General features: G+C 72.4%; 13 protein-coding genes. 9 read left to right on the plus strand and 4 right to left on the minus strand.

Annotated features, from left to right (window positions below):
* Positions 1 to 212 precede the first annotated feature (212 nt).
* A complete protein-coding gene (locus ACFWXO_RS02255) occupies positions 213 to 548 on the plus strand; it encodes a BlaI/MecI/CopY family transcriptional regulator (protein WP_375884025.1) in 336 nt (111 codons plus the stop codon).
* Complete coding sequence (locus ACFWXO_RS02260; protein WP_380521457.1) at positions 545 to 1,450, plus strand: M56 family metallopeptidase; 906 nt, start codon at positions 545 to 547, stop codon at positions 1,448 to 1,450. The genes ACFWXO_RS02255 and ACFWXO_RS02260 overlap by 4 nt, the downstream gene beginning before the upstream one ends.
* Positions 1,451 to 1,471: 21 nt before the next feature.
* On the opposite strand, the gene ACFWXO_RS02265 is transcribed toward ACFWXO_RS02260, so the two are convergent.
* Positions 1,472 to 2,494: an acetamidase/formamidase family protein gene (locus ACFWXO_RS02265; RefSeq protein ID WP_380521459.1), complete on the minus strand. Its 1,023-nt coding sequence runs from the start codon at positions 2,492 to 2,494 to the stop codon at positions 1,472 to 1,474.
* Between the two features lie 191 nt (positions 2,495 to 2,685).
* On the opposite strand from ACFWXO_RS02265, the gene ACFWXO_RS02270 reads away from it, so the two are divergent.
* Positions 2,686 to 3,777: a hypothetical protein gene (locus tag ACFWXO_RS02270; protein WP_380521461.1), complete on the plus strand. Its 1,092-nt coding sequence runs from the start codon at positions 2,686 to 2,688 to the stop codon at positions 3,775 to 3,777.
* Positions 3,778 to 3,900: 123 nt separating this feature from the next.
* Here the strand turns inward: ACFWXO_RS02270 and ACFWXO_RS02275 are convergent, their stop codons facing one another.
* Entirely contained in the window at positions 3,901 to 4,980 is a 1,080-nt protein-coding gene (locus ACFWXO_RS02275; RefSeq protein WP_380521463.1) for an NlpC/P60 family protein, read from the minus strand.
* Positions 4,981 to 5,405: 425 nt separating this feature from the next.
* Between ACFWXO_RS02275 and ACFWXO_RS02280 the strand changes: the two genes are divergently transcribed.
* From ACFWXO_RS02280 to ACFWXO_RS02295, 4 genes are read left to right on the plus strand one after another with little or no spacing between them, the layout of a single operon-like run.
* Positions 5,406 to 7,274, plus strand: coding sequence for a methylmalonyl-CoA mutase family protein (locus ACFWXO_RS02280; RefSeq protein ID WP_380521465.1), 1,869 nt, complete (start codon positions 5,406 to 5,408; stop codon positions 7,272 to 7,274).
* Positions 7,271 to 9,511, plus strand: coding sequence for a methylmalonyl-CoA mutase (gene scpA / locus ACFWXO_RS02285; RefSeq protein ID WP_380521466.1), 2,241 nt, complete (start codon positions 7,271 to 7,273; stop codon positions 9,509 to 9,511). The genes ACFWXO_RS02280 and scpA overlap by 4 nt, the downstream gene beginning before the upstream one ends.
* Before the next feature lie 13 nt (positions 9,512 to 9,524).
* On the plus strand, positions 9,525 to 10,517 hold the full coding sequence (gene meaB, locus ACFWXO_RS02290) for a methylmalonyl Co-A mutase-associated GTPase MeaB (RefSeq protein ID WP_375883813.1): 993 nt from the start codon (positions 9,525 to 9,527) through the stop codon (positions 10,515 to 10,517).
* The gene (locus ACFWXO_RS02295; RefSeq protein WP_380521468.1) at positions 10,514 to 10,936 is read left to right on the plus strand and encodes an SRPBCC family protein; all 423 of its coding nucleotides are present in this window, start codon (positions 10,514 to 10,516) and stop codon (positions 10,934 to 10,936) included. Before meaB ends, ACFWXO_RS02295 begins: the two co-directional genes overlap by 4 nt.
* A 13-nt stretch (positions 10,937 to 10,949) precedes the next feature.
* On the opposite strand, the gene ACFWXO_RS02300 is transcribed toward ACFWXO_RS02295, so the two are convergent.
* Together ACFWXO_RS02300 and ACFWXO_RS02305 are read right to left on the minus strand one after the other, a co-directional pair.
* Positions 10,950 to 12,041, minus strand: coding sequence for a methyltransferase domain-containing protein (locus ACFWXO_RS02300; RefSeq protein ID WP_380521470.1), 1,092 nt, complete (start codon positions 12,039 to 12,041; stop codon positions 10,950 to 10,952).
* A 187-nt stretch (positions 12,042 to 12,228) separates the two neighbouring features.
* Entirely contained in the window at positions 12,229 to 12,720 is a 492-nt protein-coding gene (locus tag ACFWXO_RS02305; RefSeq protein ID WP_380521472.1) for an ATP-binding protein, read from the minus strand.
* Between the two features lie 228 nt (positions 12,721 to 12,948).
* Between ACFWXO_RS02305 and ACFWXO_RS02310 the strand changes: the two genes are divergently transcribed.
* Together ACFWXO_RS02310 and ACFWXO_RS02315 are read left to right on the plus strand one after the other, a co-directional pair.
* Positions 12,949 to 13,275, plus strand: coding sequence for a putative quinol monooxygenase (locus ACFWXO_RS02310; RefSeq protein WP_380401244.1), 327 nt, complete (start codon positions 12,949 to 12,951; stop codon positions 13,273 to 13,275).
* Positions 13,272 to 14,510, plus strand: a complete 1,239-nt coding sequence (locus tag ACFWXO_RS02315; protein WP_380521474.1) for a helix-turn-helix domain-containing protein — start codon at positions 13,272 to 13,274, stop codon at positions 14,508 to 14,510. Before ACFWXO_RS02310 ends, ACFWXO_RS02315 begins: the two co-directional genes overlap by 4 nt.
* The last annotated feature ends 113 nt before the right edge of the window (positions 14,511 to 14,623 follow it).

Below are 14,623 nucleotides of genomic sequence, written 5' to 3' on the forward strand. Positions count from 1 at the left end.
GTGCGGCGCCGCGGGGGCCTCGTGGACTTACCCCCCCCCCCCCGCGCCCCCCCGCCGCTGCGGGGGCCCCCCCCCCCCCCCCCCGGGGGGGGGGCGCCCGGTGCGTTCCGTAGCATGGGCCGCGGTCCAGCGGGCGAAGGGCGCCGGCGGTCGGTGCGGCGAGGGAGACGAGGGCGGTGCTACGGGGTTTCGGCGATCTCGAGGCCGAGATCATGGACCGGCTGTGGGACTGGGAGCGCCCGGCCACGGTGCGCGAGGTGGTCGACGACCTCCAGCAGCAGCGCCCGGTCGCGTACACCACCGTGACCACCGTCGCCGACATCCTGCACACCAAGGGCTGGCTGCGCCGGGACAAGGTCGGCCGCGCGTGGGTGTACGAGCCGACCTGCACCCGGGAGGCGTACACCGCCCAGCTGATGCACCAGGCGTTGGAGACCACCACGGACCGGGCCGGCGCCCTGCTGCACTTCGTCGACCGGATGAGCGGGGACGAGGCGTCCGCCCTGCTCGCCGCCCTCGAACAGGTGAAGGCCCGGGACGCCGAGTGACGCTCGCCCTGCTCGGCCTCTACCTGGCCGCGACCGGCGTGCTGCTCCCCCGCCGACTGGCCGGCTCGGCCCGGGTCCAGGCCCGGCTCCAGACCCGCCCCCTGCTCGGGGTCGCGCTGTGGCTCGCGCTGATGGCCTCCTTCACGGTCGCCCTGGTGCTCGCGGCGCACCACGCCTTCGAGCCCGCCGCGCACGAGCCGGCCGGGCTGATCGGCCTGTTCCCGCACCTCGAACCGACCGGTCCGGTGCTGCCGCACACCCACGACTGGTGGCTGCTCGCCACTGCCGGGGCCCTGCTCACCGGGCTGCTGGCCGCCGTCGGCGCCCGGACCGGACGGGCCCGGCGGCGGCACCGGGCGGTGCTGGACGTGGTCGCCGTACGGGACCGGCGCTGGGGCGCGCTGGTGCTGGAGCACGCCCACCCGACCATCTACTGCCTGCCCGGCCGGCGCTCCCGGGTGGTGCTGTCCCGCGGTGCGCTGCGGCTGCTGGACGAGCGGCAGTTGGCCGCGGCCGTCGCCCACGAGCACGGGCACATCCGCGGCCGCCACCACCTCTTCCGCCTGCCCGTCGACACCTTCGCGCTGCTGCTGGGCCCCCTGCCGCTGGCCCGGCTGGGGCGCTCGGAGGTGGCGCTGCTGCTGGAGATGGCAGCCGACGACGCGGCGCTGGCCGAGGTGTCCCGAAGCGAACTGGCCTCGGCGCTGTGCGCGTTGGCGGTCTCGGGGACAACTCCCGGTGGCACCTGGGGAGTCGCCTCCACCGGCGTGCTGGCCCGGGTCCGCCGGCTGGCCCGGCCCGGCAGCGGTCGGCGGTGCCAACTGGCGCGGCGACTCGGGGTGTTGACGCTTCCGGCGGTGCCGGCCCTGCCGTACCTGCTGGCCTGCGCGCCGCACCCGTAAGGGGTGCGGCGCGCGGCCGCCTCACCGGTGCCGCAGGTACGCCGCCGCCGTCTCCCGGAGCCGGTCGTGCAGGCCGTCGTAGGCGCGGGCGCGGCCCAGGACCCGCTTCGGCAGCTTGGCGACCATCGTGTAGTTGGTGTCGCAGACGTTCGCGGCCGGGGCCAGGCCGGCCTGGCTGACCAGCTGGTAGGCGTCGAGCCGGTCCAGTCCGAGCAGTCCGCCGGTCCAGCCGACCAGGTCGTGCTGGCTGATCCGGAAGGCGTCCTCCAACGGGCGGGCGGAGCCGGTGCTGATCAGGTAGTCGTCGTTCTCCAGCCGGGGCCAGGCCGGGCCGCCGCCCTTGACCAGGTCGACGATCACGGTGGTGCGCATCGCCGCCTCGACGGCCGTGCCGCACACCTCGCCCTCGCCCTGCCGGGCGTGGCCGTCGCCGATGGCGAGCAGGCCGCCCTCGACGTTGACGCCGAAGTAGGCGGTGGTGCCGGCCCGCATCTCGGGGGTGTCCAGGTTGCCGCCGTGGGCGCCCGGGGTGATCGAGGCCAGCACCTCGCCGGCCGCGGGGGCGACACCGACCGTGCCGTGCATCGGGTCCAGCGGCAGGTCGACCGTGAACTCGCCGGTGCGGGCCCGGAAGCGGCAGAGGCCGGCCGCGACGTCCAGGTCGTAGACCCAGACCCGCTCCTCCAGCGGGGCGTGCAGCATCGCCGTGCTGTGGGTGGCGGTCAGCGCGCCGAAGTGCGGGAAGGTGCTGGAGACGCCGTGCTCCCGGGCCGGGGTGATCTCGACGAAGTGCACCGCGAGCAGGTCGCCGGGTTCGGCGCCGGCCACCGCGATCGGGCCGGTGACGGGGTTGAGGTACGGGAAGACGCAGACCTGGCTGGGCAGGTCGCCGGTGCCGCGCACCTTGCCGCCGAAGCAGTCCTCGGTGGTCAGTTCGACGACGGTGCCGGGCCGGACGGTCACCAGCGGGGCTCGGCCGCCGAAGGTGTAGGCGTAGTCCTCGGGGTTCGGGTCCAGCCGGACGACGGTCTCGGGCAGGCTCACTTGGTCTCCTCGGGAGTGGTTTCCGGAGCGGGCGCGGGGCGGGCGCGGGGCGCGGGGCGCGGGGCGGGCGCGGGGCGCGGGGCGCCACAGCTCAGGTGGAAGATTCGCCCCCTGACTGTCCACCACCCGTCCACCGTAGTCCGCTAGCCTGCCCCTCGCCATCTCAACACACGGACGAACAAGGGGACTTGATGTCAGCCAGTCAGCGCGCGAAGGCCCTCCGCCGGGTCACTCTGCTCGCCGCCACCACCGCCCTCGTCCTCGCCGGCGGCAGCGCCCGGGCCGCGTCCGCTCCGGTGTCCGGCACCCCCGGCGTCGTCACCGTCGGCTCGGGCCAGGCGCTGCCCTCCGTCAGCCCGGACGGCGCCACGGCCTACGTCGTCACGACCGACTCCGACGGCAACCTCGTGGTGCGGGCGGTGGACACCCGGTCCGGCCAGGTGACCGGCACGGCCCCGCTCGGCGCCGCCCAGGGCTCCCCGCAGTCGGCGCTCAGCCCGGACGGCTCGCGCCTGTACGTGGTGAACGGCCTGCAACTCAGCGTCGTCGCCACCGGCGGCCCGACCGTGCTCGCCACCGTCCCGCTGCCGGACCAGCCACGCCCGACGGGCTGGTCCCAGGGCCTGGTCAGCGGCCTCGTCGTCGGCCCGGACGGCTCCGAGGTGTACCTCGTCCAGCAAGGCCCGTCGGCCTGGCGGCAGGGCGGGCAGGCCCGGGTGCTCGCCTTCGGCACCGCGCAGCGGCAGTTCGGCCCCACCGTGGGGCTGCCCGCCCTGAACACCGGCGCCCCGGCGCTCCACCCGAACGGCCGGGACCTGTACATCGGGGGCGGCGCCGGGCTGTACCACGTGAGTGCGGCCGGCGGCACGCTGACCTTCGTCCGGACGGTGCCCGGGACGGCCACCAACGGCGACAACGGGCTCGCCTTCACCCGGGACGGCGGCCGGCTCTTCGCGACCGGCCCCAACTCGGGCGGCACGCTCGACCTGATCGACCCCGCCACGGACACCCTGCTCCGGAGCATCCGCACCGTCCCCGTCCGCAGCGACGTCCCGCCCCGGTTGAGCGCCGACGGCAGCCGGTTCTACCTGCTCCAGCAGGACTCCTCCGGCACCACGGCGGTCATCTCCGTCGACACCGCGACCGCCACCGTCGACACCGCCGACTCCCTCGCCCCCCAGGAGTCGGCGCTCGACGGCCTCGCCGTCGGCCCCGACGGCCACACCCTGTACGTCGGCGGCACCAACGACACCGACGCCCAGTTGGAGGTCCTCGGCCTCTGACGGGCCGCGGGGCGCCTCCGGACGAGCTACCGGAACGCCTCCGGACGGGTCGTCGGCGACCCGTCCGGAGGCGTGCGGCGCGCGGAGGCCGTTACGGGCGGAGGCCGTTACGGGCGGAGGCCGTTACGGGCGGACGGCACCCATGTAAGGCATCGCGGAGATCGGCAGGACCTCGACGTTCTTGCCGGTGCGCGGGGCGTGGATCATCTTGCCGTCGCCGATGTAGATCCCGACGTGGTGGATGTCGTTGTAGAAGAACACCAGGTCACCGGGCTGGAGGTTGGCCCGGTCGATCCGCGGGCCGTCGTTCCACTGGTCCTGGGATATCCGGGAGATCCGCACGCCCGCCGCCTTGTACGCCTGGCTGGTCAGGCCGGAGCAGTCGAAGCTGTCCGGGCCGCTCTTGCTCCAGCCGTACGGCTTGCCCAGCTGGGCCTGGGCGAACGCGATGATGGCGGCGGCACGGCCGCTGGCCGGCGGGGCGGGGGTGCTCATGTCCGGGCGGTCGGCGGACCGGGAGGCGCGGTCCGCGGCGGCGGTCTTGGCCGCCTGCTGGGCCTCGGCCTTGGCCTTGTCGGCGGCCTGCTGGGCGTTGACCTTGGCGCGGTCCTCGGTGCTCAGCTTGTTCAGCATGGCCTGGGCCGCGGCGAGCTTGCTCTGGATCTGCTGCTTCCGCGCGCCCAGTTCGGTGCCGACCGAGTCGAGCTGGGCGAGCGTGGCGGTGGCCTCGGCGCGGTCCTGGTCGAGCTTGCGCTGCTCGTCCTGGGCCTGCTTGAGCAAGGCCGTCTGGGTGCCGGCGGCCTGGTTCTGCGCCGAGGCGCGCTCCAGGTAGCCGGCCGGGTCGGAGTCGAACATCAGCTGGACGGAGGGGTCGATGCCGCCGTTGCGGTACTGGTCGGCGGCGACGGCACCGAGCCGGGTGCGCAGCTCGTTCATCGACTCCTGGCCGCGGGCGACCTTCTCCTGGATCCGGTTGGCCTCGCCCTGAAGCTTCTGCTGCTTCTCCTGGAAGCCGTTGTACTGCTCGACGGACTGCTCGGCCTCCTCGTTGAGCTTGTCCACCTGCTCCTTGACGGAGGCCAGGCTCGGGGTCGGCTCGGCGTGGGCGGTGCCGGCGGCGAGCACCGCACCGCCGGCCATCGCCGTGGTGAGGACCGCCATGCGGGCCCGGCTCGGGGGGCTGGGCTTACGGCGCTTTCCCATCGAGGTGGCACTCCTTCGGGGGACGGGCGGGGAGGTGCGGTGACGTGCGGTGACACTGGAGGAACGTCCGAGTGGCATTCGCACGTTCATTCGGCCGATCGGGGGGACGACCGGCCGGGACACCCGCAGGGCGCGCCGGGGGACGCGCAGGGGACGGCGAAGGACGGGCGGGGCCGTACGGGGGATGCCGTCCCCACCCGCCTTCTTCGAAGTAACTTAATAGATGAGGGGCGGGGTTCCGCAATCCCCCTGATCCAGGGCACTTCCGGGCGGCCCGCCGACCCTCCGCCGGGCCCCGGCCCCCGCCTCGTGGCACTCCCCGCCGGACGGAGTGCTGGCCACGGGCCGAAAGCGCGCCAAATCGAGAACAAGGTCACACTTAACGACCCTCCTTCCGCTCCGCTAACGGGCGCTAACCTGCGGACATGAAGGTCCCGCCCGAAAGGCTCCCCCTCGCCGCCGAGTTCCCGGCCGCGCACCGTGAGCAGTGGCAGCAGCTCGTCGAGGGCGTGCTGCGCAAGTCCGGTGCCCGGCCCGAGGACGGCGCCGCCGCCGAGCAGGCGCTCACCACCGCGCTCCAGGACGGGCTGCGCGCCCGCCCGCTGTACACCGCCGAGAACACCTCGGTCGAGCCCGGCTACCCGGGCTTCCCGCCGTTCGTCCGCGGCGGCCGGCCGCAGGGCTCCGCCGTCGCCGGGTGGGACGTACGGCAGCGGCACGCCGACCCGGACCGCCGGCGCGCCAACGAGGCCGTCCTGGCCGACCTGGAGCACGGCGTCGGCTCGCTCTGGCTGGAGCTCGGCGACGCGGGCCTGCCCGTCGCCGCCCTGCCCGAGGCGCTCGACGGGGTGTACCTGGACCTCGCCGCCGTCGCCCTCGACGCGGGACCGGACTTCACCGAGGCCGCCGAGCGGCTGTTCGGGCTGTACGAGGAGCGCGAGGTCTCCCCCGCCTCCGCCGCCGGCAACCTCGGCGCCGACCCTCTCGGCCTCCAGGCCCGCACCGGCTCCGCCGGCCGCACCGACGCCCTGCTCGCCGAGGCCGCCGCGCTCGCCGCCCGCTGCGCCGAGGGCTACCCGAACGTCAGGGCCCTCACCGTGGACGCCCTGCCGTACCACGAGGCCGGCGCCTCCCCCGCCCAGGAGCTGGGCTGCGCGCTCGCCACCGGCGTCGCCTACCTGCGCGCGCTGACCGCGGCCGGCCTCTCCGTCGACGCCGCGCTCGGCCAGCTGGAGTTCCGCTACGCCGCCGACGCCGACCAGTTCCTGACCATCGCCAAGTTCCGCGCCGCGCGCCGCCTCTGGGCCCGCGTCGCCGAGGTGTCCGGCGGCTCCGCCGAAGCCTCGGCGCAGCGCCAGCACGCCGTCACCTCCCGGGTGATGATGACCGCCCGCGACCCGTGGGTGAACATGCTGCGCACCACCGTGGCCTGCCTGGCCGCCGGGGTCGGCGGCGCCGACGCCGTCACCGTGCTGCCCTTCGACAGCGCCCTCGGCCTGCCCGACGCCTTCGCCCGCCGGATCGCCCGCAACACCCAGTCGATCCTGCTGGAGGAGTCCCACCTGTCCCGGGTGATCGACCCGGCCGGCGGCTCCTGGTACGTCGAGCAGCTCGGCGAGGAGCTGGCGCAGGCCGCCTGGGCCTGGTTCCAGGAGATCGAACGGGCGGGCGGCCAGCAGGCCGCGCTGGCGTCCGGGCTGGTCGGCGACCGGATCGCCGCGACCTGGGCGGAGCGGTCCGCGAAGCTCGCCAAGCGGCGCGAACCCGTCACCGGTGTCAGCGAGTTCCCGCACCTGGACGAGCAGCCGCTGGTCCGCGAACCGGCTCCGGCCGGGCACACCGGCGGCCTGCCGCGGGTGCGCCGCGCCGAGGCGTACGAGGCGCTGCGAGACCGCTCGGACGCCCACCTGGCGGCCACCGGCGCCCGTCCGGCGCTGTTCCTGGCCTCGATCGGCACCGCCTCCGCGCACACCGGGCGCACCACCTTCGCCGCCAACCTGTTCCAGGCCGGCGGCATCGCGACGGCGTCCACCGAGGGCGTCGACCCGGCCGCGTTCGCCGCGGCGTTCCGCGAGTCCGGTGCCTCCGTCGCCTGCCTGTGCTCCAGCGACGCCCTGTACGGCGAGCACGCCGCGGCCGTCGCCGTAGCCTTGAAGGAGGCGGGCGCCCAGCGCGTGCTGCTGGCCGGCCGCCCGGCCGAAGTACCCGCCGGAGTGGACGAGTTCATCTACGCGGGCGGGGACGCGATCGCCGTCCTCACCTCCCTGCTGGACCTCATTGGAGTGGCGCGATGATCCCCGACTTCACCGGAATCGGGCTGGACGACCCCTCCGCCGGTTCCTCTGCCGGCTCGGCTGCCGGCTCGGCTGCCGGAGAGGTCACCGACGCCCAGTGGCAGGCCGCCTGGCAGCGGTCCACCGGCAAGGCCCCCGACGAGCTGGTCTGGGACACCCCCGAGGGAATCGGCGTCAAGCCGCTGTACACCGCGGCCGACCTCGACGGCGTGGACTTCCTGGAGACGTACCCCGGCATCGCCCCGTACCTGCGCGGGCCGTACCCGACCATGTACGTCAACCAGCCGTGGACCGTCCGCCAGTACGCGGGCTTCTCCACCGCCGAGGAGTCCAACGCCTTCTACCGCCGCAACCTCGCGGCCGGCCAGAAGGGCCTCTCGGTCGCCTTCGACCTGCCGACCCACCGCGGCTACGACAGCGACCACCCGCGCGTCACCGGCGACGTCGGCATGGCGGGCGTCGCCATCGACTCGATCTACGACATGCGCCAGCTGTTCGACGGCATCCCGCTGGACAAGATGTCGGTGTCGATGACCATGAACGGCGCGGTGCTGCCCGTCCTCGCGCTGTACATCGTCGCGGCCGAGGAGCAGGGGGTGCCGCCGGAGAAGCTCGCCGGGACCATCCAGAACGACATCCTCAAGGAGTTCATGGTCCGCAACACCTACATCTACCCGCCGCAGCCGTCGATGCGGATCATCTCGGACATCTTCGCGTACACCTCGCAGAAGATGCCCCGGTACAACTCGATCTCCATCTCCGGCTACCACATCCAGGAGGCCGGGGCCACCGCCGACCTGGAGCTCGCCTACACCCTGGCCGACGGGGTCGAGTACCTGCGCGCGGGCCTGGACGTGGGCCTGGACGTGGACGCCTTCGCGCCGCGGCTGTCGTTCTTCTGGGCGATCGGCATGAACTTCTTCATGGAGGTCGCCAAGCTGCGCGCGGCCCGGCTGCTGTGGGCCAAGCTGGTCAAGCAGTTCGACCCGAAGAACCCCAAGTCCCTCTCGCTGCGCACCCATTCGCAGACCTCCGGCTGGTCGCTGACCGCCCAGGACGTGTTCAACAACGTGACCCGCACATGCGTCGAGGCGATGGCCGCCACCCAGGGCCACACCCAGTCGCTGCACACCAACGCCCTCGACGAGGCGCTCGCCCTGCCGACGGACTTCTCCGCCCGGATCGCCCGCAACACCCAGCTGCTGCTCCAACAGGAGTCCGGCACCTGCCGGGTCATCGACCCGTGGGGCGGCTCCGCGTACGTCGAGAAGCTGACGCAGGACCTCGCCGCCCGGGCCTGGCAGCACATCCAGGAGGTCGAGGCGGCCGGCGGCATGGCCAAGGCCATCGACGCGGGCATCCCCAAGATGCGCGTCGAGGAGGCCGCCGCCCGCACCCAGGCCCGGATCGACTCCGGCCGCCAGCCCGTGATCGGCGTCAACAAGTACCGGGTCGAGAACGACGAGCAGATCGACGTCCTCAAGGTCGACAACTCGGCGGTGCGGGCCCGGCAGATCGAGAAGCTGCGCCGGCTGCGCGAGGAGCGCGACGAGGCGCAGTGCCAGGACGCCCTGCGCGCGCTGACGGCGGCCGCCGAGGCCGGCCCGCAGCGCGGCGGCTCGCTGGACGGCAACCTGCTGCACCTGGCCGTCAACGCGGCCCGGGCGAAGGCGACGGTCGGCGAGATCTCGGACGCCCTGGAGAAGGTGTACGGCCGCCACTCCGGCCAGATCCGTACCATTTCCGGTGTGTACCGAGACGAAGCGGGCCCGTCGGCGCCCCTCCAGCGCACCCGCGACCTGGTCGAGCGGTTCGAGCAGGCCGAAGGCCGTCGCCCGCGCATCCTGGTCGCCAAGATGGGCCAGGACGGCCACGACCGCGGCCAGAAGGTGATCGCCACCGCCTTCGCCGACCTCGGCTTCACCGTCGACGTCGGCCCGCTGTTCCAGACCCCGGCCGAGGTCGCCCGCCAGGCCGTCGAGGCGGACGTCCACATCGTCGGCGTCTCCTCGCTGGCCGCCGGGCACCTCACCCTGGTCCCCGCGCTGCGCACCGAACTCGCCGCGGCCGGGCGGGAGGACATCACCATCGTGGTCGGCGGCGTCATCCCGCCGCAGGACTTCCAGGCCCTGTACGAGGCGGGCGCGGCGGCGGTCTTCGGCCCGGGCACGGTGATCCCGGACGCGGCCTTCGACCTGCTGACCGCCCTGGCCGTCGAACTCGGCCACGAGCTGTGAGCCGCTGAGTCCGATGCCACCGAGGACGATCGACCTCGACGCCTACGTGACGGGCGTCCTGGACGGCTCGCGCGCCTGGATCGCGCGCGCCGTCACCCTCGTCGAATCCACCCGCCCCGACCACCGCGCGCTCGCGCAGCAGCTGCTCCAGCGGCTGCTGCCGCACGCGGGCGGGGCGGTGCGGGTCGGCATCACCGGAGTGCCCGGTGTCGGCAAATCGACCTTCATCGACTCCTTCGGGACGATGCTCACCGGGCTCGGCCACCGGGTCGCCGTGCTCGCCGTCGACCCGACGTCGAGCCGCACCGGCGGGTCCATCCTGGGCGACAAGACCCGGATGGAGCGGCTCGCGGTGGACCCGGCCGCCTTCGTGCGGCCGTCGCCGACCTCGGGAACGCTGGGCGGCGTCGCCAAGGCCACCCGCGAGTCCATGGTCGTGATGGAGGCGGCGGGCTACGACGTCGTCCTCATCGAGACGGTGGGGGTCGGGCAGTCGGAGACGACGGTGGCCGGGATGGTGGACACCTTCCTGCTGCTGTCACTGGCCCGGACCGGCGACCAGCTCCAGGGCATCAAGAAGGGCGTGCTGGAGCTCGCGGACGTCATCGCCGTCAACAAGGCGGACGGCCCGCACGAGCGCGACGCGAGGGCGGCCGCACGTGAACTCGCGGGCGCACTACGGCTGTTGCAGGCACCGGACGCGGCGTGGACGCCGCCGGTGCTGACCTGCAGCGGGCTCGACGGGGCGGGCCTGGACGTCCTGTGGGAGCGGTTGCAGCAGCACCGTAAGATCCTGGACGCGACGGGCGGGCTGGCGGCGAAGCGGCGGGAGCAGCAGGTCGAGTGGACGTGGTCGATGGTCCACGACCAGCTGTACGCGCGGCTGCACGAACACCCGGAGGTACGGCGGCTCACCCCGGACCTGGAGGCCCAGGTCCGGGCCGGTACGCTGCCGGCGGGGCTGGCCGCGCAGCGGATCCTGGACAGCTTCTTCGGTACTGCTTGAGGGAGTTGAGAGGCATCGCCACCATCGTCGAGGACGTCGTGATCGAGGCCGACGCCGAACACGTCTGGGACGCCGTACGGGACGTAGGCGCCGTGCACGAGCGCCTCATCCCGGGCTACGTCCTCGACACCCGGATGGACGGTGACGTCCGGTACCTGACCATGCCCGGCGGTGCGGTGATCCGGGAGCTGATCGTCAGCGTGGACGACGGCCTGCGGAGGCTGGCCTACTCCACCGTCGAGGGATTCAAGCTCCCGCTGACCCACCACCACGCCTCCTTCCAGGTACTCCCGGTGGCCGACGGCCGCTGCCGCCTGCTGTGGACGACGGACGTGCTCCCTCACGAGATGGCCGAACAAGTCCGTCTGCGGGTCAGCCGCGGCGCCCAGGTCATGAAGGCGACCTTGGAAGCCGGCTGACGGTCACACCTGGCTACGCAGCAGGAAGGAGCCAGCTCGGCCCGCCCGGGTCGCCGATCCAGACCCGCTGGCTGTCCGGCGTCACGGTGATGCCGTACCGGTCGCGACCCGGTCGGTCCTGCTCGACCCAGACCGCGTAGGCCTCTTCCACCGTGTCCCACAGCCGTCGCGGGCCGCACTGCCGGACCGTGCCCGCCTCGACACGGGCCCAGGAGCCGTCGTCGGCCCACAACTGGCATGCGGTGATGTGCTGTTGGCTGTCGCACTCGGTGGCCTGCCCCGAGCCCGGGAGAACGATCGACAGCAGGTGCCGGAACGAGTCGTTCCCGATGACACCCGGATCCACGTCGGTCGCCCGGCCGGTGGTGCCGGCCGGAGTTCCGGGGTAGGCGGGAGTGCCGCTGGCCCCCTCCTCGCGAACCGTCATGAAGTACGAGGCGAACGGCAGGAACCGACCCGAGGCGCCCCCACCCTCGCCGACGACCAGGCGGACGGTTCCCCACCCGATCGGCGCGACGATGACCCCGCCGGGCCGGACCTGTCGCAGCCACGCCGCCGGGATGGACGCGAACCCACAGGTGGCGATCAACCGGTCACACATCTCCCCGCCGGGGTGCCCGGCCCTGCCGTCCCCCGCGTACACGGTGACGGGGTAGCCGCACTCCTCCAACCGCTCCCTGGCGAGTCCGGCCAGGGAGCGGTCCACCTCGATCCCCGAGACGTTTCGGGGGCCGAGGCGCTCGGCGAGCAGTGCGAGGTTGTAGCCCGTTCCTGCCGCGACCTCGAACACCCGGTTGCCGTCGTGCACATCCAGCGCGTGCAGCATGTCGAGCATCAGGGCGGGCGCGGTGGAGGAGGAGGTGGCTGCCCCGCCGGTGAGTTGAGTGACCAGGACGTCGTCGGCGTAGACGAGGTCGAGCCAGTCCCGGTCGGCGGGACTGACCCGACGATCGGGACCCTGCCAGAACTCGGGAACGAACGCATGGCGGGGCACACGTTCGAAGACCTCACGCCAGCGCGGATCCGGAAGGTGCCCCGCGGCGGCGAGTCGGCGAGCGAGCCGACGCCGCAGCTCGGCGGCCCGGTCGGTGTCCGTGACGGTCAAGGTGTTCCTCCCGCAAGAAGGTCGGCGGCCCACTCCCCCGGCAATCGAAGGAGCCCCGAGGGTTGTCGCCGCACGGCGCCCCGAATCGATGATCACCGCTTGCGGCGGCCCGCCACGAACCCTGCCACAACGACGGCGGAGAAGAGCGACCACCACACGAGACGCACCAGACAGAAGCGCCCGGGCATCACGCCACCTCGCGGAGCGAGCGGAGGTCGTTCGCCGTGCCCCACCCGTGCGTGGGGCACGGCGCTTCGGCATCCTCCTGGTACTCGAACCACACCACCTTGCCCCGCTCCGCCGGGCGCCACCCCCACGCGTGGGCGAGAGCCTGGACGAGCAACAACCCACGCCCGGTGGTCGCTTCGGGATCCCGCTCCCGATACGGAAGCTCCGCACCCCGATCGGCAACCTCCACCCGCACCCGCCCACTACGCCGGTAGACGGACACGACACACCGCTCCCCCGTGTGCAGAAGCGCATTCGCGATGACCTCGCTCGCACACAACTCCACCTCCTGGAACCCGTCTTCGGTCAACAGCACCGCCCACTCACGCAGGATCGCCCCCACCAGCCGCCGAGCCGCCGGCACGGCCTCGGCCCCCGGCGGCACACCCCACTCCAGAGGCACCGGGAACCGGGCGGTGTTGAGTGGGCTGACGATCAGATCCGACGCCATTGCTCCTCCATCCCTGCGAGTGGACGAATGGCCGAAGTCGACACCCGGCTCAACCCGCAAGCAGTGACCGTCACAGTCAGACGGCAGCGAAAGGGGATCCATGTGTAGCTCTCCGCCACGCTGGCAACACTGAAAGTAGTCGCAGAGTTTCTGCGAGTCAAGAAGCTCTGCCACTCGCAGTTCTTCACCGAGTCATGCAAGACTCAACCAACCAGGAAGGGGAGAACCATGGGATTCGGTCTTGTCGTTCGCTTCGTCGCCCACGACGCAACTGCCGCTCAAGCCTTCGATGTTCTGGCAGAGGATGCGCTCAACGGCATCCGCGCGAAGGAACCCGGCACTCTCGTCTACGTCAACCACGCCGTGGCGGACGAACCGTGCGTCCGGGTCTTCTACGAGCTGTACGCGGACCGCGAAGCTTTCGAGGAGCACGAGCGCCAGCCTCATGTCCGCCGGTTCCTAGCCGAACGCGGCCAGTACCTCGACTCCTTCGAGGTCACGTTCCTGGATGAGATCTCCGGCAAGGGCGGCTCTGCCGCCCAGGCCCTCCAGTGAGCCCAGAGGAACGGCGGGCCTTCGGCGCTCGGGTCGCTCAGCTCCGAAAGAGCCGCGGTATGAGGCAGGATGAACTTGCCGCGGCCATCAACCGGACCGCCAGCTGGGTGTCACAGGTCGAACGGGGCGTCCAGCCGGTTGTCCGCCTAGATGTTCTCCAACTGCTGGCGAACGGCCTCGGCGTTTCCGTTCAAACCCTGCGACCTGATGCTCCGTCTCCCGCTGTCACGACACCCGCAACCTCGGATCAGCCCAACGACCTCGACCTGGCCCGGCTGTCGCTCTCGGGGCATCCAGCTCTCGATGGGTTGCTCGCCGATCAGGACCTAATGGTCACCGATGATCCTGCCGAACTGGCCAACGCCGTCGAACGGCTGTGGCAACTGACCCACAGCAATCAGTTCGCCGAACTGAGTACTGCCATCGCCGACGTTCTGCCAAGGTTGGAGCGAGCTGCACGGACCGCTGACACGGACGATCGCGGCAAGGTCCACCTGCTTCTCAGCCAGGCTTACCAGGCACTCGCAGCTGCCTTTGTTCGGCAGGATGAAGCCGATGCGGCCTGGGTTGCCGCCGATCGCTCCATTCGAGCCGCCGAGCAGTCCGGCCAGCCACTGCACGTGTTCGCTGGCATCTTCCGGATGGCTCATGCGTTCGTCCGGCTACAGCGGCTGGACCAGGCAGAACACGTGGCGCAGAGTGCAGTCTCCGCCCTGCGAGTGCACACCTCGACCAGCAACCGGTCGCCGGAAGCACTGTCAGTCCTCGGATCGCTCCACCTGGTTCTCGCGTTGACCGCCGCTCGCGCCGGTCACCGCGAGCAGGCCCGGAAAGAAATCGGCTGCGCCCGAGACATAGCCGCACAGCTCGGAGCGGACCGAAACGACTTCAATCTGGAGTTCGGCCCGACGAATGTCGAGATTCAAGCGGTCTCCACCGCCCTCGAACTCGGCGATGCGGGCGAGGCCCTGGAACTGGGCCAACGGATCGATGCCGCGCAGCTCTCGCCCGAGCGAAGGTCCCGGCTCCTCATCGACCTCGGACGAGCTCACGCTCAACGACGAAATCTCGGGGAAGCTCTCGATTGCCTCCTTCGCGCCGAGGAAGTGGCGCCGGAGAGCGTCCGAACCCACGTAGCGGCCCGGACGGCGATCCGTGAACTCATCCTCATCGCCGGCCGTGGCGCACCAGCGGAACTGGTGAAACTCGCCAAGCGCGCAAATGCCACAGGGTGACCTCGGTTACCGGGCTCGGGGATAGGGTCGCCGCCCCCCCCGAGGGGGGGGGGGGGGGGGCCCGGCGGTACAAAAACGGGGGCCGCCCCCCAGGGCGAGGTGTGCCCCCAGGG

It is taken from the genome of Kitasatospora sp. NPDC059088 (assembly GCF_042738155.1).
Taxonomy (GTDB): domain Bacteria; phylum Actinomycetota; class Actinomycetes; order Streptomycetales; family Streptomycetaceae; genus Kitasatospora.